The sequence below is a fragment of the Pantoea sp. X-Soil-TKNS-1279 genome (assembly GCF_059730565.1).
On sequence record NZ_AP035950.1, the window covers coordinates 230,266 to 254,755 of the forward strand.

Below are 24,490 nucleotides of genomic sequence, written 5' to 3' on the forward strand. Positions count from 1 at the left end.
GTATACAATACGTGTACGATTGAAAAAAGGAGTAAAGTCTGAGAATTAGCACGGCCTGCCCGGCGATTTATCTTGCCTGGTGTTACAAACGGGGTGCCGGTTTTTGCGTTTGCCAGATATGCTGACAATATTCGCCGATGGCGCGGTCTGAAGAAAAGATACCGGAACGGGCACAGTTGAGTATTGACATTTTCGTCCAATGGCGCTGATCCTGCCATGCCTCACTGACACGCTCCTGACAGGCTGCATAGTCGGCATAATCAGCCAGTACCAAAAATGGATCATAATTAAGCAAATTATCGAGTAGAGGGGCGAACAACGCTTTGTCCCCGCGTGAGAATCGCCCTGCGGCGATCTGATCGATCGCATCACGCAGCTCATCATTGACCTGGACATAATCCCCAGGACGATACCCGGTGCGTTTCAGCGCCTCCACCTGTTGTGCGGTCATACCAAAAACGAAAAAATTATCCCCACCCACCTGCTGCCGAATTTCCACATTAGCACCATCCAGCGTGCCGATAGTCAACGCGCCATTCATCATGAACTTCATGTTGCCGGTTCCTGAGGCTTCTTTGCCTGCGGTTGAAATCTGCTCGGACAGATCTGCTGCCGGATAGATTAAATGGCCGTTCTTAACATTAAAGTCCGGATAAAACACCACCTTCATCCGTCCTCCTATCACCGGGTCACGATTGACGACTTCGGCAATACCGGTAATCAGGCGAATCATCAATTTTGCCATCCAATAACCTGGTGCCGCTTTCCCGCCGAAGATAAAACAGCGCGGAGCTGCTTGCTGGTCAGGATGGCGAACTAAACGACGATACAGACAGATCATATACAGCGCATTAAGGTGTTGGCGCTTGTACTCATGAATACGTTTCACCTGAATATCGAACATCATCTCAGGCGCAATCCTGACGCCGACTAATTGGCTGATACGTCCAGCCAGCGCCGCCTTGTTGTTGAGGCGAATGGCGCGCCAGTCCTGCTGAAAGGCGATGTCATCAGCATAGTCACTCAGCGCTTCAAGCCGGGTCAGGTCACTGCGCCAGCCAGCACCCAGGGTTTCATCAAGCAAACTCGCCAGACCGGGATTACTCAGCATCAGAAAGCGCCGTGGCGTCACCCCATTGGTGACATTTAGAAATCGCTTCGGATACATGTCGGCAAAATCACGCAGCACCGTTTGCCGGAGCAGTTCAGAATGCAGCGCAGCCACGCCGTTAACCGCATGGCTGCCCACCGAGGCCAGATGGGCCATCCGCACTTTTTTCTCGCCCTGTTCATCGATCAATGACATCCGTGCGACGCGTGCCTCATCACCAGGAAAAGCGTTACGCACCTCTTCCAGAAAGCGTCGGTTGATTTCATAGATGATTTCCAGCAGCCGGGGCAGCAGATTTTGCATTAACGGCAAGCCCCAGGTCTCCAGCGCCTCGGGCAATAAGGTGTGATTGGTATAAGCGAAGGTATTCAGGGTGATTGACCAGGCGTCATCCCATGCCATCTGGCGTTCATCCACCAGCAGGCGCATCAGTTCCGCCACAGCGATAGAGGGATGCGTATCGTTTAACTGCGCGGCGAAACGCTCAGCAAATTGCACAAGGGGCATATGGCTGATATCCATCAGCCGCAGCATGTCCTGCAACGAGCAGGAAACAAAAAAGTATTGCTGGGCAAGGCGTAGCCGTTTACCCACATCCGGTTCGTCATTGGGATAAAGTACTTTTGACAGGGTTTCTGAAACGACTTTCTCCTCCACCGCCTGATAATAATCACCGGCGTTGAAGTCCTCAAAATCAAAAGACTCGACCGCTTCACTCTTCCATAGCCGCAACAGATTGCAGGTATTGACGCGATATCCCTGGATCGGCACATCGTATGCCACGCCTTTTACCTGACGGGCCGGTATCCATTGCACACGCAACCGACCCTGGGCATCGGTTTGCATTTGCGTGTACCCGCCAAAGCAAACGTAAAAGCTAACGTCCGGCCGAACAATTTCCCACGGCGTGCCCATTTTCAGCCATTTGTCAGTACGCTCAACCTGCCAGCCATCGACGATATCCTGATCGAAAATGCCAAACTCGTAGCGAATACCGTAGCCGATGGCCGGAATCTCCAGCGTCGCCAGCGAATCAAGATAACATGCCGCCAGCCGACCCAAACCACCGTTACCCAACCCCGGCTCCTCCTCCAGCGCCAGCAACGCATCAAGATCTTGTCCGAGCGCACGCATCGCTGCTCGTGCCTCATCTTCAAGGCCGAGACTCAACAGGTTACAGCCAAGCTGTGGCCCGATGAGAAACTCTGCCGACAAGTAACAGGCAACCTTCACATGATGTTCCACATAGGTTTTGGTCGACGCTGCCCAGCTTTCCAGCATGCGATCTTTGACGGTGAAAGCCAGCGCCATATACCAGTCCTGCGGCGTGGCGATATCCGGATAGCGCGCCTGGCGGCAAATCAGGTTTCGGACAACATCGTTTTGAAAATCAGGGTCTGTGGCGGGAGTTGGGGTGACGTCTTGCATGTTTTTGCCTCGCGTTGGCATACACATCAGCACCCCTGATGCCTTGTTGGTGAACGGCATCCAGCTGGGTAGCGATGCTAGTAATCACCTTAGTCAACAAGCTGAAGGTAGGCAACCGAAGCGAAGGACAAGAATGTTAACGTTTTCGTTGAAATAGCCACTTTTATTAGTGAATTTTTTTTCCTGTTACCCTTTTCGCGCTAAATTGAGATATCGTTATCGTTTTCGCGGTGTTGTTAGGGGATTTGGGCAATGCGTATAGGTTTAGTGGTTCTCGCCGAAAAGTATGACATCGAATTGGCACAACCTCTGCGTGTTGAGTCATTTATTGGAACAGTTCGTACCAGCCATGAGCGTAGTGGCTATATAGAGAACCGATATCCGCCGAGTTACCAGCCTGCCGATGACTTCGCAGGTCACTTCGAATTCGGTTTGAAGTACGAAGAGATCCATCTGGAGTTTTTTGCCCGTCTGTTTGCGGTCGTCGGTCCTGAGCCAATTGAAGCCTGGTGCCGACAGGAGCCTTTTGGCCAGTATGCCAGGCGTACTGGATTCCTGTATGAATGGCTTACCGGGCAACGGCTGGATGTGCCAGATGTCAGTAATGGTAGCTATGTCGATGTGATCTCGCCAAAGCATTATCTTACCCGGACAGCAGTTCAACGGGTGCAGCGTTGGAGGATCAATAATAATCTGCCGGGAACTTCCCTATTCTGTCCCCTGGTGCGCCGCACAGCAACGGTCCAGGAGGCATTGCAGTTTGATCTGAGCAGTGCGCTGAAAGAGCTGGATAACTCATTTGGTGCCGACATTCTGCTGCGCACCGCCAGCTGGTTAACATTTAAAGAGTCACGGGCCAGCTTTCTGATTGAAAAGGAAGCCGATCAGGCCGACCGTATCCAGCGTTTTGCACATGTTATCGCTCAATACTGTGGTCGTATTAACGCCCCCCTGAGTGATGCCAGTTTACATACCCTGCAAAAAGGGATACTTGGTCATGATGCTATTGGGCTAGGCCTGCGTCGTTCACCCGTATTTGTTGGCCAGGCAACGATGCGTGAAGATATTGTGCATTATGTTGCTCCGCAGTTCGAAGATGTACCACAGTTCATGACAGGACTTAATGCCTTCGACGAAGCAACGCGTGGCGCTGAGCCGTTGGCCCGCGCGGCAGTTCTGGCATTCGGCTTTGTTTATATCCATCCCATGCGCGATGGCAATGGTCGAATTCATCGGTTTCTCATTAATGATACGCTAATACGAGATAAGGCTATCCCGGAGGGCGTGATCCTGCCGGTATCCGCAACCATCACCAGCTCGCTGGATTTCCGCGCCGGATATGATCGTACACTTGACGTCTTTTCACAGCGGTTTATGCAACGCTATGCGTCATCATACCGATTTGGTGAATTAGTCACTTATCAGGATGGCACTCCCAGTAACTTCTATTTTGATGATTATGAAGATGCACGCTTCGCCTGGCGTTATCCGGATTTAACTGAACACGTCCTGTATATCGCACGCGTCGTACAACACACCGTACGCAAAGAAATGGCGGATGAAGCCAGAGTGCTGGTGATTTTCCAGCAAGCCCAGGAGAGGCTTAAAGAAATCCTGGAAATGCCGGACCAGGATGCAAACCGTATTATTCGCTCGCTCAAAGAGAACGGTTGGCAGGTTTCCGGCAAATTGCAAAAGCAATATCCCGTCCTGGCAGATGCTGGCCGATCGGAAAGGATTATCAATGCAGTTCGCTCGGCCTTTGAAGAAGGGAATTCTGCCAGTAATGGTGAGTGAGGTGTAAACATGGCCCTTAACGTACAGTGAACTCTTCAATAGCCAACGGCATTTTATGAGGAACTTATGAACTTCAGGCATGAACTGCTGAACATGTTGCACAGCGCTCCCGAATCGCGTATTTCGCTGGCAGAGCAGCTTGAAGTCACACGTCCCTACATCACCAAACTCACCAATGCCTTACTGGCAGAAGGGGTCATTGAGCAGACGGAACAATTGAGTTCGGGCGGTGGACGACCCAGAACACTGCTGGCAGTGCGCAAACGTCAATATTTCAGCCTCAATATCATGGTGCGCGAGCTGACGGTGGAAGCGACAATCAATGATTACCACACCGGGGAACTGAGTCTGGCCGCAACAGGTATCACGTTTGACGCGCCGGTCACGCTGGCGCGGTTTATCAGCCACGTTCAGGATCTGGCGACACGCTTATGCCGAACCGCCGGGATTGATGCTGCGCGTCTGAAGCATATCGGGATTGCCCTACAGGGCGGCATTGAGCAGGATACCGGCGTGGTAAAATGGTGCCCGGCGTTTGTTGAGCGTGATATCCCGCTTAAAGCGCAACTGATGCTGGCAACGGCCTTGAGTGTTGCGGTGGTAAATATTGCCTGGTGCTCCAGCTATATGCTGGCAAAAACGGGGATGCTGAAGGGATCGTGGATCGCGTTGATGCCCGGATTGGGTAGCCTCGGCTTTGGCTACTATATCAACGGTAAACCGGTGTTTGGCGATAACGGTTTCTATCCCGAAATTGTGCATCTCCCTTATCCGGGAGGGCTAGAAAAAGCGTTTTCTTTCAACGGTGAACCCGATGATCAACAGGTTTCCTCCAGCATCGACGCACTGCTTTTTGCCATCCACTGCACGGCACCGTTACACAATATTAAGCAGGTGATTCTGACCGGTGAATTCTTTGATGATGTCCCTGCTAACTTTATCCCGCACATTGCCGAACGTCTTTCTAACCATCCCAGTCAGCACATCAACACCATCCAGTTGCGCTACCTCAAGACACAACGTTTTTACAGCATGAAAGGATTAGTCCGACTGAGTTCGGATGCCATAACTCCGTTGATTGGCTGATTTTTGTGATCTGAACATCATTCCGCCAACGTTTTTTTTACTTTGTTTCCTTGGTTAACTAAGTTGGAAGCCCATCTTTAAATGGCAACCCCACAGGAAACAGATGAAACGTCATAACAACAACATAGCCCTGCCGGTACTTACCCTGGCGGCGGTTTTGATCGCGCCTTTCAACACCCTTGCGGCAGACACCGTTCAGGATATTGCCGCAAAAACGGTGCCATTCCAGACCAAACCACGAGTGTTCGTCTTATCCGATATCGGTAACGAACCCGATGACCAGATGTCACTCACGCGTTTTCTGCTGTACAGCAATGAAATGAACATAGAAGGTTTGGTCGCCACCACCTCAACCTGGCAGCGCAATAAAGTCAGCCCGGAGATGATGGAACGGGTGGTGGGACATTATGCCGAGGTGCAACCTAACCTGCTGAAACATAAACCGGATTACCCGAGTGCGGCTACGCTGAAAGCGTTGATCGCCGCCGGACAAGCCGCTTACGGCATGGCCGATGTCGGTGCCGGGAAATCGACTGCGGGTTCGGCATTGCTGGTCAAAGCCATTGAACGCTCGACGGACAGTAAACGCCCGCTGTATATCAATCTGTGGGGCGGCGCTAACACGCTGGCACAGGCATTGACCGATCTGTCAGCCAGCCATCCGGCAGATAAGGTAACGGCGCTGACGAAAAACCTGATCGTCTATTCCATCTCGGATCAGGATGATGCCGGGCACTGGATTCGCGTCCATTACCCGCAGATCACTTACATCGTTGATCCTTCCAGTCAAAAAGGTGAGGATTATGCGCGCGCGACCTGGACCGGAATTAGCGGCGACCGTTATTACCGCAATGCCCCAGGCGCAGATTTCACCACCGTGTCGCAATCCTGGCTGGACAAGAACATCCGCAGCAAAGGACCGATGGGCAAAGGTTATCTGCAATACGCCTTTATCATGGAAGGGGATACCCCCGCATTTCTCGGATTGATCCGTAACGGACTTGCCAGCGAAATGAACCCTGGCTGGGGCGGCTGGGGTGGGCGTTACATCGTGCGTACGCCGCAAAACGAACCGCATCCGATCTGGACCAGTGGCGGTGACTTTTTCCCCGGCAACCCGAATGGCGCGGATACGGTGACTGGGGCCGATGGTCAACAATACACCTCCAATCAGGCCACCATCTGGCGCTGGCGTGCAGCCTTCCAGCACGATTTTGCGGCACGCATGGACTGGACCATCAAGGACTTCCAGCACAGTAACCATAATCCGCAGGTGGTGGTAAATGGTTCATCAGGCCAGCAACCGCTGTTTATCAAGGCCAAAGTGGGCGAAACCCTGCGTCTGGATGCCAAAGGAACGCAAGATCCTGACGGCGATAAACTCAGCTACCAATGGTTCGCCTATCCTGAAGCGACCTCGGCCATTTCCCAGCAGATCGACATCAAACAAGTACAGGGTGTGCGTGGTGAAGACTATCTGAGCGCCCCACCGGTTTTGCAGGTGACGAAAGAGAGCGGGAATCAGGCGGAGATAACCATCCGTAATCCGGGTACGGAACACGTCATTTTGGCGGTGACCGATAGTGGGACACCCTCTCTCACCTCGTACCGCAGAATCATTGTGGACGCGAAGTAGCCTGTTGCATGGGGTCGCGGCGCAATTTATCGCGCCGCGACGAATTGATTAATGTTTTTCTGCCGCGTTTGCCTGCTTCTTGCTAGCCAGATGATGGCCCACCACACAGCCAACCGCAGCGCCAAGAATGGCATGATGCTTGAGGTGCCCGACCGCAGCCCCGGCAGCGGCACCTTTCAGACACCCTGCTGCCTGTACCTGGGTGGTGGCGGATAATAGCAGGCCCAACGTTACAACCAGCATCGAAAGCTTACACATGTAAATTTAGTCCACTGAAATTTAATAAGATATGGCCTGACAGCGTAGCGCTTTTCATCGCAACAGATGATAAACAATTTTGCAGATCACCTGGCAGAACTGTAAGCATTGGTTAAAAATATATTTTATTTTCATAGAGATAAAGAAATTGCTAACCGGGTCGCCTGCGTGATCAAGTGGGAAGTGATTGGGGAACAGGAATGGCTGATATGGAAGCCTGACTGCCGATACAAAAAAGGCCGCCCTGTGGGCGGCCTGTGCCGGGCAGCAACAATTATTTGATCAGTTCAGCTGACAGGTAAGCACCGTTATCCACGCGGGCACCGGTAATTTTATACGCGGCACCCGCCTGTTTTGCCTGCGCCGCGATTTTCGCTTCTGCACCATCCAGCGTTGAGGCGGATGCAGTGATGCTTTGTGCAAAGCTGCCGAAAGAAACCAGTGACAGGGCGGCAACTACAACGAAAGTTTTGATAGATTTCATGGTCATTTCCTCAGAGATTATTGATATGTGGTGGGGTGTTGTGCCCCGATGTGAGAGAGAATAGACCTCTCACCGGAGGAGTAACAGCGGAGGGTTTTGCTGAAAGAATTCAAAAAAATTGAATAATTGATATACCATCCCGCCACCTCTTAAGTGCTGATAAACCGGGGAAAGCAACCGCTTTATCAACGTTTTGCGAAGGGGTTCATATTCTTCTCTTTCCGGCCAAAAAATCACCTCCCGCCAATTGTAATCGATTACTTTTAAGGTATTTTGTAATCGATTACTTAAAAATAAGGTTATGAAAAATGATGAAAAAGTTAATGGTTTTGGCAGGTCTGGTGACGTCATTGGTCCTTCCCATCCCGCAAGCCAGCGCGGCAGATGTGGAAAATGAAATCGCGCTGCAAATGTACACCCTGCGCAATGTCGGTACCCCGGATGAACAGTTCGCGATGGCGCATAAAGCGGGATTTAAGCATGTGGAACTGGTAGGTACGCACGGATTAGATGCCACACAAATGAAATCGCTGCTGCAAGACAATCAACTCACCGTCACCTCAGCGCATGTACAATTGTCGGCGCTGGAACAGGATTACCAGCCGACCGTGGCGTTTAACAAGGCTATCGGCAACCACACCATTGTTGTGCCGTGGATTGAGCCGCAGGACCGTCCGGCTAGCCAACAAGGCTGGATTGAGTACGCACAAAAGCTGGATAAGCTGGGGGCAAAATTACGCAAGGATGGCATCCAGTTGGGCTACCACAACCATAATTTTGAGATGAAAAAATACGGTGGCATCACCGCTCTGGAGATCATCCTCAACCATACGCAACGCGATAACCTCAAGCTGGAAATGGATGCGGCCTGGGTATCACGCGGGGGTCAGGACCCTGCCCGCCTGCTGAAAGCCTATCCGGGGCGGATTTATGCTCTTCACGCCAAAGACAACGCCGGCATCGGGGTGCGTGATGATGAAATGAATTTTGCACCGCTGGGTGACGGTCTGCTCGACTGGAAAACCATTTTACCCGCCGCCAAAGCCAGCGGCGTGAAGTGGTTTATCGTTGAACACGACCTGCCAAAAGATCCGTGGCAGATCATCACCACTTCACATCAGAATCTGCGTGCGGCGTTGGAAACACTGCCGCAGTGAATTGTCAGGCGCTGGCACGTACTTCCAGGTGCCAGTCCATGATGACTCTCTCCGGCGGGGAGTCTGGGTTTTCGATCTTCGCCAGCAGCAGGGTAAAGGCTTTACGACCAATATCGTGTGAGGGTTGTACGATGGTGGTTAGCGGCGGCGAAACCATTTCCGCCAGTTCCGTGCCATCAAAACCGGCCACCGCGATATCCTGCGGCACCCGCAGGCCTGCCTGCTCAATCGCTGACATCGCCCCCGCAGCCAGCGTATCGGAAACGGCGAACACCGCATCCGGTCGCGTTTCGCGCTTCAACAACGTTTCCATTGCCTCCTTACCGGCATGAAAACTCAGTTCACTGGCGTAAGTGATCGCCTGCCAATCCTGTTGAAGCGAGGCCAGTTCCTGCTGATAACCCTGCTGACGCAATTGGGCATACTTGTAGCTGAGATCGTGATTAATCAGTGCAATGCGCTGGCGGCCCTTCCCGGCCAGATAGCGTACCAGTTGACGTGAAGCATCAATGTCACTGATGCCGACACAGGAAACATTCCCGGCGTCGGCATATTCGGCGCACTGCACCCAGGGAGTGGTGCCAATCAATTCGGTTAATTCAGGCAGGGTGGTGATGGCATCCATGGTGATGACCCCATCCACAATTTTGCCGGAGAGCAGTTGCAGGCTGGAGCGCGAGCGATTGATATCTGAACCTGAGTTGCACAGTAAAATTCGGTAGCCGTTCTGCTCGGCCTGCTCCTCGATCCCTTTGACCAACTCAGCGCAAAAGGGATTGGAAATATCAGAAACCAGAACCAGCACCATGGAACTGCGTGATGTACGCAACTGACGCGCCAACAGGTTCGGTTGATAGTTGCTCGCTTTGATTGCCTCCAGGACTTTTACCCGATTTTTTTCCTTTACGGTGTCACTGTTGTTCAGCACACGCGAAACCGTGGCAACGGAAACGCCCGCCAGCCTGGCGATTTTTTGGATGGACATGTTGGCAATATTTCCTGCTGAGAAACTGATGGCATGCAGGCTACCATAAATACGTAAGCCCGGCATCGACCGGGCTTACGCGTCATCACGCAACCGTCATCCAGCGCTGTTGCTGATGGCTTTGCACAATGGCATCAACAATCGCCATCACCTGCGCGCCGTCAGCAAAAGTGGCAAACGTTGCCGTACCGCCCGCAGGCATCCCTCCCTGCTGCACCGCCGCATAGAACTGTTGCATCATGGCGCGGAATGCGTCCGGCCAGCCCTCAATATGGCCGCCTGGAAAGCGTGCCCGCCCGGCAACGTCGGCATTCATCAGGGATGGATCGTCTGAGAGCACCCGGTTAGCCTGGTGCCGGTAACCCAGCCATAACTGTTGCGGCGTTTCCTGATCCCATGCCAGCGAGGCGGCACTGCCGCTCACCTCAAAGTTGAGACGATTTTTGCGTCCGGCAGAAACCTGCGACACGCTGAAACACCCCTTGCTGCCATCGTCAAAGCGAAACAGCACGAATCCCATATCTTCGGTAGTCACCGGGCGGTCTTCATAGCAGGCTTGCTGCTGCCGGGCGCTGAAAGTGGATACCGCGTTAAGATTGGCTTTGCGTGTCGGCCAGACGATTGCCAGGTCGGCCAGCACCGCGACAATTTTACGTCCGGTAATGAACTGAATGGTGTCGCACCAGTGTGAACCAATGTCAGCTACCGCGCGCGACACTCCTCCCTTCCCGGCCTCAACACGCCAGTTATAATCGGTTTCTTCCAGCATCCAATCCTGCAAATAACTTCCCTGCGCCGCGAATAATCGGCCCAACTCCCCCTGGCGCAACATGCTGGCCGCCTGTTGCACCAGGGCAAACTGACGGTAAACAAAACTGACGCCGTGTACCACGCCCGCTTCATCCGCCAGTCGCACCAGTTCAGCCGCCTCTTCCAGCGTCATGCACAACGGCTTCTCTGAAAACACATGTTTACCCGCCTGAATAATCTGGCGATTGATCGCCGCATGCAGATGATTCGGCGTGCAGTTATGGACTGCCTGCAAACCGGGATGGCGTAAAAACGCCGCGACATCGCTATACGCACTCGGAACATTGAGCTGCGACGCCCGCGCTTCAGCGCTCGCCTGGTCGCTATCGCAAATCGCCACCACCTGAACATTGCCGAGTCGGCGCAGCGCTTCAATGTGCGCCGGACCGATAAAGCCGGTACCGATAATGCCAACATTAATCATCTCCGACACCTCCCGTCAGGCCAAGCTGAGCGCGAACGCTGGCGCGTGAGTCACTGCCTGCGGCAAAGTCATCGAACGCGCGATCCGCCACCGGAATAATGTGCTGACGAATAAATTCTGCCCCCTCGCGCGCGCCGGTATCGGCATCTTTCAGGCAGCATTCCCACTCCAGCACGGCCCAACCGTCGTAGTCGTACTGCGCCAGCTTGCTGAAAATGCTTTTGAAATTGATTTGTCCATCGCCGGGTGAGCGGAAACGTCCGGCGCGATCGATCCAGCGTTGATAGCCGCCATATACGCCGCTGCGTCCGTTGGGTAAGTACTCAGCATCCTTCACATGAAAGGCTTTGATGCGCGCATGGTAGATATCGATAAATTGCAAATAATCAATATGTTGCAGATGAAGATGGCTGGGATCGAACAGAATATTGCAACGGGGGTGGTTATTCACCGCCGCCAGAAAACGCTCGAACGTGATGCCATCATGCAGATCTTCCCCAGGATGCAGTTCATAGCACACATCCACGCCGTGCTGATCAAAGACATCCAACACGGGTCGCCAGCGACGTGCCAGTTCAGCAAATGCCTCCTCCAGCAACAACGGGTTATGTGGCGGCCAGGGATAAAGATAGGGCCACGCCAGCGCCCCCGAAAACGTGGCATGTGCCGTTAATCCCAGCCTGGCCGATGCAGCGGCGGCCCGTTTCACCTGTTCCGTCGCCCATGCGGTTCGTTGGGTCGCATTCCCACGTACTGACGGCGGGGCGAAACCATCAAATGCCGCATCATGTGCCGGATGTACGGCAATCAACTGCCCCTCCAGGTGGGTGGATAATTCACTGATCGCCAGACCATATTGCGCCAGCGAACCCATCAGCTCGTCACAATAGGTCTGGCTGGTCGCGGCCTTTGCGAGATCAAAAATATGTGGATGATTACAGGGGATCTGCAACGCCTTGTACCCCAACGCGGCAGCCCACTGCGCCAATCCCTCCAGCGAGTTGTAAGGTGCCCCGGCACCAATAAACTGTGACAGAAAAATACCCGGACCTTTTAACGTTTGCACAACCACCTCCAAAACCATCAATCACGATATTTAAATGAAAACAGGAAAATGACAGCGATAACGGCAGCGGCAACCGCCGGTATCCACCAGAACAGGGCCCAGCTTTGCGCCGATACCTGACCCGCGACCAGGTGGTTATACAGCGCACCCGATATTTGCGAGCCGAGCAGCATGCCGATACCGTAGGTAAACATCACCACCATGCTTTGCGCCTGGCCTTTCACTTTTTCGCCAGCAACGCGGTCGGTGTAGATAAAACCCACCACAAAGAAGAAGTCGTAACAGACGCCGTGCAGCAGAATGCCAAGCCAGATCAAGGCACGTCCCTCTTCCCCCATTCCCAAGGCAAACAACGCATAACGTACGAACCAGGCACACATCCCCACCAGCAGCATGTATTTCACACCCAGTCGGCGGAACAGCAACGGGATCACCAGCATGAAAAAGATTTCTGACATCTGGCCGAAAGACATGATGGTGCTGACATTCTCAACCCCGGCGTCAGATAACCAGGAAGCGGTATAGGCGTAGTAGGTACCGAGCGGAATCGAGATCAACGTGGCGCACAACGCAAAGATAAAGAAGTGCCGAATTTTCAGCAGCGCAAAGGCGTCAGCGCAGAACAAATCCCGCACTTTGAACGGCAGACCTTTAGCGGGCGCAGGGGTGTGCGGCAGCGTCAGGCTATAAACCGCCAGCATCACCGAACAAATCGCCGCCACGGAGAAAATTGTGGTGCTGGCGGCAATGCCGGTGACACCGATAAAAATACCCGCGACGATCCAACCAATAGTGCCAAACACGCGCACCACCGGAAAACTCTTCTCACTGCTCGCCAGGCTGTGGAAAGCAATGTTGTTAGTTAATGCCAGGGTTGGCATGTAGCACAGCGTGTAACCAAACAACAACGCGATCAGCTGCGCGCCGTTTTCGGCGATCATCGCCTGGGGGACAAACCACAGAATCACCGCCCCTGCCAGATGCATCACCGCCAACACGCGCTGCGACGGAAAGAAGCGGTCCACCAGCATCCCCAATACGAAAGGGGAGAGAATCGACGCAATCGGTCCGGCGGAAAACGCATCGCCAATCAGTAACGCCATATTGTGTTGTGTCATCACTAATCCGAGGGTGACCGACCAACTTCCCCAGATAAAAAATTGCAGAAACATCATCAATGACAGGCGTGGCACCAGCATGCGCTGGGCGACTGCTGTGTTTTCAGAATCTTGTGTTGTAGACAGCATATAAGCCTCACAGAGAAAAGTAATCGATTACAATTCACGACGAAATGAAAAGTAATCGATTACAAAATAAATATATCGCAGGTTGATCACATTTTTAAACATTGGAAATGTGACGGCTTCAGCACCTGACCCGCTCGGCATCAATGCCGCCGGTGGAACGTTGAGGATCCAACGGTGAAATAACGAGAACCGAAGTTTGTTTCCCGTGATATAGTTTTTCGCAATATCTTTTCTCACCCGCCAGGTGAATAACATGAAAACCGATATCAGAAATCTGGATCTCAACCTGTTGAAAGCACTCGATGCGCTGTTGGATGAACGCAGCGTCACGCGCGCTGCGGAGCGGTTATCACTGACGCAGCCCGCCGTCAGCGGTATGCTTACCCGGTTACGTGAATGCTTTGACGATCCGTTATTCACCCGCGCGCAGCGTGGCATTGTGCCCACCTTGCGTGCGCTTGAACTGGCAACGCCGGTAAAAAACATCCTTGCCGAAGTTGGGGAGCTGCTGAAGCCGCGTGAATTTGATCCGGCAACCGCTGAGATGACCCTCAACGTCGCCGCGACAGATTATGCGTTGCGCGCTGTCGTGGTGCCGTTTATGGCCGCCTTACGTCAGCAGGCACCGGGCATCCGTGTGGCGGTACTCCCGGTCAATAACGACCTATTGCCGATGCAGTTTGAACGTGGCGCGGTGGATGTCGCGCTGATTACCCCAGAAACCACCCCACCCGAGTTACACGCAAAAACGATATATGCGGAAGATTATGTGTGCCTGCTGCGCGCCGATCATCCACTGGCACAATCCGGCGTCCTGTCATTAGATGAGTTCTGCTCCCAGGACCATGCGTTGGTGTCGTATGTTGGAGGCAGTTTTTATGGGGTTACCGATGAAGCACTGGCGACACTGGGGCGTTCTCGCCGGGTAACGCTCTCGGTGTGCAGTTTTCTGGTTCTGCCGGAAATCTTGCGCGTGAGTGATTTAATCAGCGTGGTACCGCGCAGGCTGGCATTGAACACCGCCGGGTTGAAAATCGTGGCACCGCCATTGGATATCCCAGGCTTTACCAAATCCGTCGCCTGGCATGAGCGCACCCATCGCGATCCGGGACATCGCTGGTTGCGAGAATTGTTGTTTTCCACCGCGTTATGAACCGTTAAATCAGGCCAGAGGATCAGATGATTTCTAAAGATAATGCCGAGCACTACATCTGGGGTGAAGGATGCGATGGATGGTATCTGGTCAAACGCCAGGACATGCTGGTTATTCACGAAAAAATGCCACCGCATACCGAGGAAAAGCGGCATTACCACGCCGTATCCCGACAATTTTTCTTTGTCGTGAAGGGCGTGCTGACCATGGAGTTGGAAGGTGAAAAGCAGGAAATCGCTGCGTTGCAGGGCATCGAAATTCCTCCCGAGGCAAAACACCAGGCCAGAAATGACAGCGCTAATCCCCAGACAAACACCTGCATCATTGCCTCGTAACTGCCGGTACTTTGTCGCAGCAGAGAGGATACGGACGATCCGACCAGCCCTGCGAGCGCCCAGGCGGTCAGCACATATCCGTGGATAGCACTGACCTGGCGGGAGCCAAAAATATCGCCAATACAGGCAGGCAACGTGGAAAAACCATCGCCATAGCAAGTCATGATCAACAGCAAAACCGCTTCAAACAGTAAGACGTGCTTCAATGAGGGCTGTAGCCAGAACGCGACAATTTGCAGAGCGAAAAAGATAATGTAGGTATTGGGACGACCAATAATATCGGAGAAAGATGCCCACGCAATTCGCCCCAGCCCATTAAATAACCCGGTCATCCCAACCAGCGACCCGCTGCCAGTGCTGATATACCCGTTGCTTCCTGAGCCAGTGGAGAAGCGACGCAAATTAACGCAATACCGCAGGTGATATTTATAAACATCCTCAGCCACAACCCTAAAAAACAGCGAGTACGGACCGCTTGATTGGCTGTCATTGGCATCACGCCCTGAGCCGGTATTTTGCCGGGCTTCACCTTTTTCCGCGCGGGTTGCCAGTCTGGAGGCAGTAATTTCAGACAGGCTGATGATAACAACATAATTGCCGTGTAACTGATTGCCTGTAGGAAAAAGGTCTGAGCAATACCTACCGAGCCAATAAGTAAACTCAGAATCGGCCCGCCTAAAAAAGCCCCAAAGCCGAAGCCCATAATGGCGAGGCCCGTTGCCAGACCGCGCCGGTCAGGAAACTATTTCATCAACATCGATACCGGGGTGACATACCCCGTCCCCAGCCCAAAACCACCGACCAGGCAAAAAAACAGTAACAAACCTAAGCGCAACGTATCGTTCGATATCATGCCAGAGGAGGCTACACCGGCCCCCATCAGACCGACCCCCCATAAACCCGTGGCGAGAAACCCCGAAAATCGCGGCCCACGTCGTTCAACAACATGCCCCATGACCGCAGCAGACATCCCCAGTACAAAAATAGCCAGACCAAATGGCAACCCAGCTTCAAACTCATTCCAGCCAAAGGCATCCATAAAAGGCTTTTTAAATACACTCCAGGCATAAACTGAACCTAAAGAAATATGGATACCCACCGCTCCGGCTGCGATAACCCAACGACAATTCATGAAAATCCCTTTATCAAATAGTAATCCATCCAAATTCTATATATGGTCCATTTCCTTATGAAAAGGATAAGCTTCTTATTTAAATACATTTCATATATAAACAAAACCAACCTGAAAAACTCATGACCAGACGAGAGATGTCACGGATAACACTCTAATATATAAGAAAAAATTATTTTTTTGATGTTTAATATTTACCGAGAATATTCAGCAGGATGGCGGGTGACCGGCATAGCCGGACACCGTCAGATACGGACAGTTATTCTATGCCGAGATAACCGTCCATATAGGTTTGTGCAATCGCCTCCGACATATTGTTGCGCCAGCGCGGTGATAACGTGGCGTCATCTTTATATTCTTTACCGGCAAAGTGCGACGTTCCACTGATTGATTTTATGAACTCATCGCTGTGGAAATAGCTGACTCTTTTCTGCGCATCGGCGCTGGAGACACCTTGTGCACGATCTTTTTTGCCCAGTTGCCAGAACTGGGCAAAAAAAGGCGTCGCCACGCGGATAGAGTCAGCCTTGTTCATCACAAAATTGGGATCCGAATCTTCGACTTTATAGACGAATTTAGTCGCATGCCGTTTGGCGCTGGTATCCATTTGCGCACAACCATTCAGTAACAGGAGAGATAAAGCGACAACACTCACAATGCGGAGGTTTCCATTCATTAAAAAGCTTCCTTTTGCATAAAACGATTGATTTATCATCAGCCCTGTCGGGCTGAAACCAGCACCTCGAGGTGCTGGCCGGGATCAGTCAGGTGAATTCATCGATTGTCATTCACCACCCTTTCACCCTCTTCCGTTAGTCTTACCTCGTAATAGCGTGACATATCCGTGGGCGAGGCAATGAATTCAATCAGCCCCGACCGCATCAATGACGCCAAACTTCGGCAGGTAATATCCCTTCGTTTGCACATTTCAATTTCAAAATCACATTTCATTTCCAGCCCTATGGCTTTATCACCACGTAGCCGGTGCTTAGTGCCACTTTGCATACGACGCAAAGTAATCAGTTTTGCCTGTGAAATTCCCATTCCTTCCCTTCCCCTGGATAAGATCAATAGTTATGAATAACTGCTGAACGAAAGGTCTCGCGCTTTCGGACCATTGCAGTCCAACGCTTTTTATGAAATCACTGGGGTACGACACATAATAAGAATATCGAAAAGAAATTGTAAATATTACGTAAGGCAAATTAAGACTGGATTATGTGTCCGACAACCGTTACTACTAGCAGAAAATGGCCGCGAGGCCCGGTATGCACTGTAAAACTACCCGTGATTATCGTCACTACTAAATTTGGTAGTTGCTTTATCTGGCGGAGTTTGGGCTACCTCAGGCAAGACTTCTGATGCCGACATCTGTTGATATCCGTCGCGGCAACATGAGAGGGATGGTCCGTTTGCGCGAAGATGTATCATGATGAAATCTGATGTGTTTATGGTGTTAGCACGAACGCGGTCACCTCACCGCACTAATTTGGTCTCTGGCTGCTGAAATAATAAAATCATGACCTCTCAAAATATAATTATGCCGCTGCTCATTACTCCCGGTTAATAATTATTTCAGTTCAGTATATTCCCCTTACCATCCACTGCTCCCGAACAATAAACCAACGGAATAATGAGGAGATAGAATCTATTCCAGGCGTTCATCGATCAATAAAAAACCTTCATTGTAATGGGTAATGATTATCATTATAGTTCGCGTTTTCATTTATATTGTTGGCAACGGACAGGTGACAAATATCATTATGAAAACGACATACCCCTATTCACTACTGGCTTCTCTGATTGCGTGCAGCCTGGGAACCTCACTGGCATTTGCCGACGGAACAAAAAGTAATGACCAGTTGGCGATCAGCGATAAGAAAAGCAGTAACGACAATACTCTGGTCGTCACCGCCCGCGAGCAAACCCTGCAAGCGCCTGGCGTCTCCATCATCGACAGTGAAGCCATCAAAAAACACCCTATCCAGCGTGATGTTTCTGAACTGATCCGCACCATGCCCGGCGTGAATCTCACCGGTAATTCCAATAGCGGCCAGCGTGGTAATAACCGCCAGATTGATATTCGCGGTATGGGTCCCGAAAACACCCTGATTCTGGTTGACGGGATGCCGGTCAGCAGCCGCAACTCGGTGCGCTATGGCTGGCGTGGTGAGCGAGATACCCGTGGCGACAGCAACTGGGTGCCGCCAGAAATGATCGATCGTATTGAGGTTATTCGCGGCCCGGCGGCCGCGCTGTATGGCAATGGTGCGATGGGAGGCGTGGTCAACATCATCACCAAACCGGCAGAAAAAGAGTGGCATGGTAATTTCAACACCTATTACAACGTGCCAGAACACAAATCGGAAGGGGCTACCAAACGTTATAACGCCAGTCTGAGCGGTGCGCTGACGGATAATCTGACCATGCGCTTATATGGCAACTGGAGTAAAACTCAGGCTGACGCACAGAATATTAACAGCGGGCATGAAGCAGAGCGTAGCGGTAAATACGCAGGTATGGTGCCGGCAGGCCGTGAAGGGGTGATCAATAAAAACATTAATAGCGTATTGCGCTGGGAGTTTATGCCCATGCAGGCGCTGGAATTGAATGCGGGTTATAGCCGCCAGGGCAACCTTTACGCCGGTGACACGCAGAACACCAACAGCAGCACCCTGGTAAAGGAAAACTACGGCAAAGAAACCAACGTGATTTACCGTCAAACCCTCTCCCTCAAATATACCGGTGCCTGGGATAACGGCGTTACTACCAACAACTACATTCAGTTCGAGAAAACGCGAAATAAACGACTCAATGAAGGGCTGTCCGGCGGGCTGGAGGGGTTATTCAGCACCACCGATGAAGGCTTCTCTACCATTGATCTGAATGACACCAACCTGCATTCCGAGGTGAATATCCCCTTCGACTGGTGGGTCAGCCAGACCATCACCTTTGGTGCAGAGATGAATCATCAGACGATGAAAGATCCAACCTCCAATACCCTGAGCAACACCTCGGAGATTGCCGGTGTTTCCAGTTCTGGGCGCAGCATCTACAGTTCTGCCGACATTTATGGCGTTTACAGCGAAGATAATATCGACCTGACCGACTCCACCCGTCTGACACCGGGACTGCGTTTCAATCATCAAACCTATACCGGCAGCAATATCAGCCCCTCACTCAACCTGTCGCAGGATCTGGGGGATGACTTTACCCTGAAAATGGGTATTGCCCGTGCATGGAAAGCACCTAACCTCTACCAGACCAACCCTAACTACCTGCTCTACAGTAGCGGTAACGGATGTTACGCCAGCTCCACCAGCTGCTATTTGCAGGGAAATAAGGATCTCAAGGCCGAAACCAGCGTCAATAAAGAGATCGGTATCGAGTACCATCACGAAGGGGTGCAGGCCGGGTTGACCTGGTATCGTAACGACTATCACAACAAAATTGAGGCAGGCTACTCGCCGGAATACAGCAACGGCACGTCAAATATCTATAAATGGGAGAACGTACCAAAATCTGTTGTTCAGGGACTGGAAGGCACGCTGAATTTCCCGATCAGTGAAAGTCTGACGATGAACAATAACTTCACTTACATTATCGACAATAAAAACGAAACCTCGGGCGATTATCTGTCGATTATTCCGAAGTACACCATCAACTCAACGCTGGACTGGCAGGCCAGCAACGCCCTCAGCGTTCAGGGAACCATGACATGGTATGGCCGCCAGAAACCGCCCAAATATAATTCCCAGGGAGAAGACACCTCCGGCAGTGAAAAATGGCAGGTTTCCCCCTATGCGATTTTTGGTGCGAGCGCGATTTACAACATCAACAAGAATATCGATATCACAGCGGGTATTGATAACCTGTTAGATAAACGCCACTTCCGCGCGGGCAATGCCCTGACATCGGGTGCCAATGGCACTTACGCCTATGGCGCGGGGGCACGTACTTATAATGAATCGGGCCGTACCTACTATATGGAGCTTGGCATGCATTTCTGATGCAAATAGCGCGGCCAGCCTCAACCCCGTACCTCATGAAGAGGCAAGACAGCACTTTGAGGATTTTGTGGTGGGTCAGGTTCCGTTGAAACGAGCGGGTACGCCACTGACGAGCTTTAAAGACGAAAAAGGCGCGATTAATCGCGCCTCTACGATCTCGTGGTTGGCGTCAGCCCAGCAGCTCTTTTCGAACGATTTCTGCACCCGCGCTTAACGCCTCCAGCTTGCCCCTGGCGACCTGACGAGGTAAAGGCGTCATGCCGCAGTTGGTGCAAGGATAGAGTTTGTCGGCGTCGACAAACTGAAGCGCTTTGCGCAGCGTAGCGGCGACTTCTTCCGGGGTCTCGATGGTATGGGTTGCCACATCGATCGCCCCCACCATCACTTTTTTACCGCGAATCAATTCAATCAGATCCATTGGAACATGCGAGTTGTGACATTCCAGGGAAATGATATCAATGTTGGATGTTTGCAGTTTAGGGAACACCTCTTCATATTGGCGCCACTCGTTCCCCAGAGTCTTTTTCCAATCGGTATTGGCTTTGATGCCATAGCCGTAGCAAATATGCACAGCCGTCTCACATTTAAGCCCTTCGATGGCTCTTTCTAAAGCGGCAATCCCCCAGTCATTCACCTCATCAAAAAAGACATTAAATGCAGGTTCATCAAACTGGATAATATCAACACCTGCCGCCTCTAACTCTTTGGCTTCCTGGTTAAGAATTTTGGCGAATTCCCAGGCGAGTTTTTCACGGCTTTTATAGTGTCCATCATAAAGTGTATCAATCATCGTCATCGGACCTGGTAAGGCCCATTTGATCGGTTGACTGGTTAGTTGACGTAAAAATTTAGCATCTTCGACAAATACGGGCTTTTGACGAGCAACTTCACCCACAACGGACGGTACACTCGCTTCATAGCGATTACGAATTTTAACGATCTCGCGTTTCTCAAAATCAACGCCGCTGAGATGCTCAATAAAGGTCGTGACAAAATGTTGGCGTGTTTGCTCACCATCACTGACAATATCGATTCCGGCTCTAAGTTGATCGTCCAGACACAAACGCAGCGCGTCCAGTTTGCCGTCAATTAATTCCGCATCCTGTAATTTCCAGGGTGACCAAAGTGTCTCAGGCTGTGCCAGCCAAGAGGGTTTGGGTAAACTGCCGGCAGTCGATGTAGGTAATAATTTTTTCATCACAGGTGACCTTGTACTTTCAGTTAATCAAAGAACGGAATCAGCAGACCATTGCTCAAGAATAGTTTGATAAGGTTTGATAAAGTGCTGCTCAGTAAACTTTCCCTGTTCAATAGCCAACTGGCTACGTTCTTCGCGATCATAAACAATTTGCGTTAAGGAATAATCCCGATGCTGCAGGCTTGGCTGGTAGCATTTTCCTGCCGCAGAATTCGCATTGTAAATTTCAGGCCGGTAAATCTTTTGGAACGTCTCCATTGTGCTGATGGTGCTGATCAGCTCAAGGTTGGTGTAATCACTGAGTAAATCGCCGGAAAAATAGAAAGCCAAAGGTGCAACACTATTCGGTGGCATAAAGTAACGTGCCTCTAACCCCATTTTATTAAAGTAATGGTCAGTCAGTGACAGTTCATCTTGTTGATATTCGATGCCCAGCACCGGGTGCTGGTTCCCAGTCTGACGATAGACGTTTTTACTTGAAACACTCAGGCAAATAACCGGTGATTTACTAAAATTCTGTTTGTAAGCCTCGGAACTCAGGAAAGACTTGAATATATGCCCATGTAGATCACCAAAATTATCCGGCAAGCTAAATTCGGATTGATTTTTATTGTGTGCAGGCAGCACGACACTAAAGTCATAATCACGCACATAAGAAGAGAAATTATTTCCTATTATCCCGTCAATGCGCTCGTTAGTTTGCTTATCAATAATATTGGTTTTGAGTATTTCAATCGCCGGGAAGGTCGCATCGACGCCGATGTTCAACTCAGCAGAAATGATCTCAAGCTCAACAGAGTAACGATCGCCATTGGGGTTATCCCAATACGCCAGAGAATTGAAACGGTTGTCAATCATCACTAAAGCGTTACGCAAGTTCTCCTGGCGTTTCGCTCCTCGGGCCAAATTAGCAAAGTTAGTTGTTGCGCGCGTACTTTTTGAGGGGTTGTAATTTTCGTCGAAAGAAATTCGCTTAATCGCAAATGTAAGATTTTTATTCATCACAATCCGGCACCCTGATCTCTGAGATAAATACTGAAACGTCGTCTCGTTGCTTGAAAGTCACCTAATTTCTTTGCGGGCTTTCTCATTCAGTATTTTTTATCTGGCTTAACGTTGATAATGCATATTTTATGCCAGAGCCTTTGGATGGAGAAAAGTGATTTAATTTCAATACATCATGAGTCATGTTCATGATCAGGTGAACAATCAGGAATAGCGCAGAAAAAACCTTAAAAATTATAGAGTTATGCAGAAACTGACAGACGTGGCAAATGCGTTCATTTGCTCGTCAGGGCTGCGATAGCAGCCCTGACGAGCAACGATAACTTGATTTAAGATGGCGCAGCAACATTACAAGCGTACAGGATCACCTGTAGCTGTGTTGCGTTATTGCTTTCTGATTTGAGTCGATAACTGGAGAATTTAGCGTTGGCAGGACGCGTGTAGTAGGAGGTACTGCCGTCACTTTCTTTCTTGATATTTAAGTAATCCTGGCCCAGAGCACTTATCTCACCGCTGTCCATATCGCCCAGCCCGTAATTTTGGTCGAAATGAATAACAAATCGGTCTCCGGAATCCGTCACTTTAATGGTGTAGGGATCATTTTTCTTGCCACTGAGATACTTGTCCTTAAATCCACGGCCATACTGCATGGACACTTTACATACTTTTGTTACAGGAACCGTGTGGGATGGAAAACTCGGCGGGGCACCACCATCAACTTGCTGAGGATGTGTTGGTGCTGGTGGTGATGCCGGGCTTAGCTGACGGACGGCAGGCGTAGCGGATTGATCAGCAGTTTTTTGTTGCGGATGCGCGCCCAGTACAGCCACTAAGTCGTTGATACGACCGTTATAAGCCGAATCAAGTTGCGCAGCGGTAGTCGCTTTATTTCTGACATTCTTTAGCCACAATAGCTGTGATTTTTTAATCACCGCCGCTTGATCCGCTTTTTCTGTTAATGCTTTGCGGTACAGCGCATTCAGTTTATCGTCGAGGGAAGATAAAGACGGTGTGGAACAGATAGTCAATTCGGCGTAACTGCTGGCTTTTTTGCAATCAAACGAAGCTGCGTATCCCGGCATGTGCCATAAAATGCCTACTGCAATAAATATTACGTTTCTCTTTTTCATCATTACCTGATTCCTGCTGAAACGAATACAACCATTTTTACTAAACTGAGTATCGGCAGAACCTCAGAATTCCTTATAGCGTCCGACTTCAGACAAAATTTTTTATTGCCTTGCCAAACAGGTTTGGTTGATTTTCACCCATTCATTCTATGGAGGAAATTTCATGTCAGCACGAGTCTGGTGTCAGGGAGACGCCGTGGTTGATCTGTTGCCAGAGGCGAATGGACGACTGATGCAATGTCCTGGTGGCGCGGATACGGCAGAAAAACAGGTCATACTTCCCGCCACCCTGCGTTTACGTTCGGCATAATGGCGGAACCCAATCTGTAACGGCGCGAATTATCGTGCCGCTACGGTTTCGTTTACTTGATTTCAGTGACGAAGTTTTCGCGGCTGCGACGAACTTTTTGCAGGTTGACCAGCCAGTCACCTTCAGCCGCACGATAGCCCAACGGCAGAATGATCACGCTGCGTAATCCTTTCTCCTTCAGACCGAGGATTTCATCCACGGCTTGCGGGTCGAAACCTTCCATCGGTGTAGCATCAACTTCTTCAAACGCCGCCGCAATCAGGGCGCTACCCAGTGCGATATACGCCTGACGTGCTGCCGCCTGATAGTTTGCTTCAGTACCACGCTCACCCACAATACCCAGCAACATCTGACGATAGTTTTCCCAGCCTTCATTACGGAAGCCACGGACTTCATTGGTCAGATCAAACATCATATGGACGCGTTCTGGCGTGATGTCATCCCAGGCAGCAAACACCAGCACATGAGAACAATCCGTCACCTGCGCCTGATCCCAGGCAACCGCACGAATTTTTTCGCGGATTTCAGTATTGGTAACAACCAACAGCTCAAACGGCTGCAAGCCACTGGAGGTGGCGGTTAAGCGTACCGCTTCAATAATGCGTTCCAGCTTATCCTCAGGCACCACTTTGCTGGCATCAAATTTTTTGGTCGCATAGCGCCAGGCAAGTTTTTCATTAACGATCGACACAATATTTTCCTTTAGATGTGGAAGAAAGCAGATAACA

At 50.9% G+C, this 24,490-nt stretch carries 23 protein-coding genes; 8 read left to right on the plus strand and 15 right to left on the minus strand.

The window, feature by feature from the left end; genetic code table 11:
- Positions 1–82: 82 nt before the first annotated feature.
- Entirely contained in the window at positions 83–2,539 is a 2,457-nt protein-coding gene (locus AC6I8N_RS24425) for a glycogen/starch/alpha-glucan phosphorylase (RefSeq protein WP_497831236.1), read from the minus strand.
- Positions 2,540–2,791: 252 nt separating this feature from the next.
- Here AC6I8N_RS24425 and AC6I8N_RS24430 point away from each other — a divergent pair, with 252 nt between their 5' ends.
- The 3 genes from AC6I8N_RS24430 to AC6I8N_RS24440 all read left to right on the plus strand — a co-directional run bounded on the left by AC6I8N_RS24430 (position 2,792) and on the right by AC6I8N_RS24440 (position 7,058).
- Positions 2,792–4,336, plus strand: coding sequence for a Fic family protein (locus tag AC6I8N_RS24430; protein WP_497831237.1), 1,545 nt, complete (start codon positions 2,792–2,794; stop codon positions 4,334–4,336).
- Between the two features lie 66 nt (positions 4,337–4,402).
- The gene (locus AC6I8N_RS24435; protein WP_497831238.1) at positions 4,403–5,422 is read left to right on the plus strand and encodes an ROK family protein; all 1,020 of its coding nucleotides are present in this window, start codon (positions 4,403–4,405) and stop codon (positions 5,420–5,422) included.
- A gap of 103 nt (positions 5,423–5,525) precedes the next feature.
- Positions 5,526–7,058, plus strand: coding sequence for a DUF1593 domain-containing protein (locus AC6I8N_RS24440; RefSeq protein WP_497831239.1), 1,533 nt, complete (start codon positions 5,526–5,528; stop codon positions 7,056–7,058).
- 48 nt (positions 7,059–7,106) lie between these two features.
- Here the strand turns inward: AC6I8N_RS24440 and AC6I8N_RS24445 are convergent, their stop codons facing one another.
- Together AC6I8N_RS24445 and AC6I8N_RS24450 are read right to left on the minus strand one after the other, a co-directional pair.
- Positions 7,107–7,316, minus strand: a complete 210-nt coding sequence (locus tag AC6I8N_RS24445) for a hypothetical protein (protein ID WP_497831240.1) — start codon at positions 7,314–7,316, stop codon at positions 7,107–7,109.
- A 274-nt stretch (positions 7,317–7,590) separates the two neighbouring features.
- Positions 7,591–7,800 carry a DUF1471 domain-containing protein gene (locus tag AC6I8N_RS24450; protein ID WP_021185584.1) on the minus strand — a complete coding sequence of 70 codons (210 nt, stop codon included), beginning with the start codon at positions 7,798–7,800 and terminating at the stop codon, positions 7,591–7,593.
- A 311-nt stretch (positions 7,801–8,111) separates the two neighbouring features.
- Here AC6I8N_RS24450 and AC6I8N_RS24455 point away from each other — a divergent pair, with 311 nt between their 5' ends.
- Positions 8,112–8,957: a sugar phosphate isomerase/epimerase family protein gene (locus AC6I8N_RS24455; RefSeq protein ID WP_497831359.1), complete on the plus strand. Its 846-nt coding sequence runs from the start codon at positions 8,112–8,114 to the stop codon at positions 8,955–8,957.
- Positions 8,958–8,961: 4 nt separating this feature from the next.
- Here AC6I8N_RS24455 and AC6I8N_RS24460 read toward each other — a convergent pair whose 3' ends face one another.
- From AC6I8N_RS24460 to AC6I8N_RS24475, 4 genes are all read right to left on the minus strand, one after another.
- Entirely contained in the window at positions 8,962–9,942 is a 981-nt protein-coding gene (locus AC6I8N_RS24460) for a LacI family DNA-binding transcriptional regulator (RefSeq protein ID WP_497831241.1), read from the minus strand.
- Positions 9,943–10,027: 85 nt separating this feature from the next.
- Positions 10,028–11,176 carry a Gfo/Idh/MocA family protein gene (locus AC6I8N_RS24465; protein WP_497831242.1) on the minus strand — a complete coding sequence of 383 codons (1,149 nt, stop codon included), beginning with the start codon at positions 11,174–11,176 and terminating at the stop codon, positions 10,028–10,030.
- A complete protein-coding gene (locus AC6I8N_RS24470; protein ID WP_497831243.1) occupies positions 11,169–12,242 on the minus strand; it encodes a sugar phosphate isomerase/epimerase family protein in 1,074 nt (357 codons plus the stop codon). The genes AC6I8N_RS24465 and AC6I8N_RS24470 overlap by 8 nt, the downstream gene beginning before the upstream one ends.
- Positions 12,243–12,259: 17 nt before the next feature.
- Positions 12,260–13,489 carry an MFS transporter gene (locus tag AC6I8N_RS24475; RefSeq protein ID WP_036627292.1) on the minus strand — a complete coding sequence of 410 codons (1,230 nt, stop codon included), beginning with the start codon at positions 13,487–13,489 and terminating at the stop codon, positions 12,260–12,262.
- 253 nt (positions 13,490–13,742) lie between these two features.
- On the opposite strand from AC6I8N_RS24475, the gene AC6I8N_RS24480 reads away from it, so the two are divergent.
- Both AC6I8N_RS24480 and AC6I8N_RS24485 read left to right on the plus strand, forming a co-directional pair.
- Positions 13,743–14,642, plus strand: coding sequence for a LysR family transcriptional regulator (locus tag AC6I8N_RS24480; RefSeq protein WP_497831244.1), 900 nt, complete (start codon positions 13,743–13,745; stop codon positions 14,640–14,642).
- Positions 14,643–14,668: 26 nt separating this feature from the next.
- Positions 14,669–14,977 (plus strand): cupin domain-containing protein, encoded by a 309-nt coding sequence (locus AC6I8N_RS24485; RefSeq protein ID WP_497831245.1) that lies wholly within the window; start codon positions 14,669–14,671, stop codon positions 14,975–14,977.
- Between the two features lie 328 nt (positions 14,978–15,305).
- Here AC6I8N_RS24485 and AC6I8N_RS24490 read toward each other — a convergent pair whose 3' ends face one another.
- The 4 genes from AC6I8N_RS24490 to AC6I8N_RS24505 form a co-directional block, all read right to left on the minus strand.
- Positions 15,306–15,680: a hypothetical protein gene (locus AC6I8N_RS24490; RefSeq protein ID WP_497831246.1), complete on the minus strand. Its 375-nt coding sequence runs from the start codon at positions 15,678–15,680 to the stop codon at positions 15,306–15,308.
- 39 nt (positions 15,681–15,719) lie between these two features.
- Positions 15,720–16,109: a hypothetical protein gene (locus tag AC6I8N_RS24495; RefSeq protein WP_497831247.1), complete on the minus strand. Its 390-nt coding sequence runs from the start codon at positions 16,107–16,109 to the stop codon at positions 15,720–15,722.
- 259 nt (positions 16,110–16,368) lie between these two features.
- Positions 16,369–16,824 carry an Exc2 family lipoprotein gene (locus AC6I8N_RS24500; protein WP_497831248.1) on the minus strand — a complete coding sequence of 152 codons (456 nt, stop codon included), beginning with the start codon at positions 16,822–16,824 and terminating at the stop codon, positions 16,369–16,371.
- Between the two features lie 59 nt (positions 16,825–16,883).
- The gene (locus AC6I8N_RS24505; protein WP_036627298.1) at positions 16,884–17,153 is read right to left on the minus strand and encodes a hypothetical protein; all 270 of its coding nucleotides are present in this window, start codon (positions 17,151–17,153) and stop codon (positions 16,884–16,886) included.
- Between the two features lie 719 nt (positions 17,154–17,872).
- Between AC6I8N_RS24505 and AC6I8N_RS24510 the strand changes: the two genes are divergently transcribed.
- On the plus strand, positions 17,873–20,119 hold the full coding sequence (locus AC6I8N_RS24510) for a TonB-dependent siderophore receptor (RefSeq protein WP_497831249.1): 2,247 nt from the start codon (positions 17,873–17,875) through the stop codon (positions 20,117–20,119).
- Positions 20,120–20,288: 169 nt separating this feature from the next.
- Here AC6I8N_RS24510 and AC6I8N_RS24515 read toward each other — a convergent pair whose 3' ends face one another.
- The 3 genes from AC6I8N_RS24515 to AC6I8N_RS24525 form a co-directional block, all read right to left on the minus strand.
- Positions 20,289–21,317, minus strand: a complete 1,029-nt coding sequence (locus AC6I8N_RS24515; protein WP_497831250.1) for a methionine synthase — start codon at positions 21,315–21,317, stop codon at positions 20,289–20,291.
- 27 nt (positions 21,318–21,344) lie between these two features.
- The gene (locus AC6I8N_RS24520; RefSeq protein WP_497831251.1) at positions 21,345–22,319 is read right to left on the minus strand and encodes a DUF1852 domain-containing protein; all 975 of its coding nucleotides are present in this window, start codon (positions 22,317–22,319) and stop codon (positions 21,345–21,347) included.
- 332 nt (positions 22,320–22,651) lie between these two features.
- Positions 22,652–23,455: a lysozyme inhibitor LprI family protein gene (locus AC6I8N_RS24525; RefSeq protein WP_497831252.1), complete on the minus strand. Its 804-nt coding sequence runs from the start codon at positions 23,453–23,455 to the stop codon at positions 22,652–22,654.
- Positions 23,456–23,615: 160 nt separating this feature from the next.
- On the opposite strand from AC6I8N_RS24525, the gene AC6I8N_RS24530 reads away from it, so the two are divergent.
- Entirely contained in the window at positions 23,616–23,762 is a 147-nt protein-coding gene (locus AC6I8N_RS24530) for a hypothetical protein (RefSeq protein WP_497831361.1), read from the plus strand.
- A gap of 52 nt (positions 23,763–23,814) precedes the next feature.
- Here AC6I8N_RS24530 and AC6I8N_RS24535 read toward each other — a convergent pair whose 3' ends face one another.
- Positions 23,815–24,453 carry an NAD(P)H-dependent oxidoreductase gene (locus AC6I8N_RS24535; protein WP_021186321.1) on the minus strand — a complete coding sequence of 213 codons (639 nt, stop codon included), beginning with the start codon at positions 24,451–24,453 and terminating at the stop codon, positions 23,815–23,817.
- Positions 24,454–24,490 lie beyond the last annotated feature (37 nt).

Excerpts from the sequence above, each read along its gene's own strand:
- AC6I8N_RS24430 (WP_497831237.1), top strand. The coding sequence starts at position 2,792 with ATGCGTATAGGTTTAGTGGTTCTCGCCGAAAAGTATGACATCGAATTG.
- AC6I8N_RS24525 (WP_497831252.1), bottom strand. The coding sequence starts at position 23,455 with ATGATGAAAAAGAGAAACGTAATATTTATTGCAGTAGGCATTTTATGG.
- AC6I8N_RS24485 (WP_497831245.1), top strand. The coding sequence starts at position 14,669 with ATGATTTCTAAAGATAATGCCGAGCACTACATCTGGGGTGAAGGATGC.
- AC6I8N_RS24445 (WP_497831240.1), bottom strand. The coding sequence starts at position 7,316 with ATGTGTAAGCTTTCGATGCTGGTTGTAACGTTGGGCCTGCTATTATCC.
- AC6I8N_RS24520 (WP_497831251.1), bottom strand. The coding sequence starts at position 22,319 with ATGAATAAAAATCTTACATTTGCGATTAAGCGAATTTCTTTCGACGAA.
- AC6I8N_RS24515 (WP_497831250.1), bottom strand. The coding sequence starts at position 21,317 with ATGAAAAAATTATTACCTACATCGACTGCCGGCAGTTTACCCAAACCC.
- AC6I8N_RS24450 (WP_021185584.1), bottom strand. The coding sequence starts at position 7,800 with ATGAAATCTATCAAAACTTTCGTTGTAGTTGCCGCCCTGTCACTGGTT.
- AC6I8N_RS24480 (WP_497831244.1), top strand. The coding sequence starts at position 13,743 with ATGAAAACCGATATCAGAAATCTGGATCTCAACCTGTTGAAAGCACTC.
- AC6I8N_RS24440 (WP_497831239.1), top strand. The coding sequence starts at position 5,526 with ATGAAACGTCATAACAACAACATAGCCCTGCCGGTACTTACCCTGGCG.
- AC6I8N_RS24455 (WP_497831359.1), top strand. The coding sequence starts at position 8,112 with ATGAAAAAGTTAATGGTTTTGGCAGGTCTGGTGACGTCATTGGTCCTT.
- AC6I8N_RS24435 (WP_497831238.1), top strand. The coding sequence starts at position 4,403 with ATGAACTTCAGGCATGAACTGCTGAACATGTTGCACAGCGCTCCCGAA.
- AC6I8N_RS24425 (WP_497831236.1), bottom strand. The coding sequence starts at position 2,539 with ATGCAAGACGTCACCCCAACTCCCGCCACAGACCCTGATTTTCAAAAC.
- AC6I8N_RS24475 (WP_036627292.1), bottom strand. The coding sequence starts at position 13,489 with ATGCTGTCTACAACACAAGATTCTGAAAACACAGCAGTCGCCCAGCGC.
- AC6I8N_RS24510 (WP_497831249.1), top strand. The coding sequence starts at position 17,873 with ATGAAAACGACATACCCCTATTCACTACTGGCTTCTCTGATTGCGTGC.
- AC6I8N_RS24495 (WP_497831247.1), bottom strand. The coding sequence starts at position 16,109 with ATGAATTGTCGTTGGGTTATCGCAGCCGGAGCGGTGGGTATCCATATT.
- AC6I8N_RS24465 (WP_497831242.1), bottom strand. The coding sequence starts at position 11,176 with ATGATTAATGTTGGCATTATCGGTACCGGCTTTATCGGTCCGGCGCAC.
- AC6I8N_RS24505 (WP_036627298.1), bottom strand. The coding sequence starts at position 17,153 with ATGGGAATTTCACAGGCAAAACTGATTACTTTGCGTCGTATGCAAAGT.
- AC6I8N_RS24460 (WP_497831241.1), bottom strand. The coding sequence starts at position 9,942 with ATGTCCATCCAAAAAATCGCCAGGCTGGCGGGCGTTTCCGTTGCCACG.
- AC6I8N_RS24490 (WP_497831246.1), bottom strand. The coding sequence starts at position 15,680 with ATGGGCTTCGGCTTTGGGGCTTTTTTAGGCGGGCCGATTCTGAGTTTA.
- AC6I8N_RS24500 (WP_497831248.1), bottom strand. The coding sequence starts at position 16,824 with ATGATAAATCAATCGTTTTATGCAAAAGGAAGCTTTTTAATGAATGGA.
- AC6I8N_RS24530 (WP_497831361.1), top strand. The coding sequence starts at position 23,616 with ATGTCAGCACGAGTCTGGTGTCAGGGAGACGCCGTGGTTGATCTGTTG.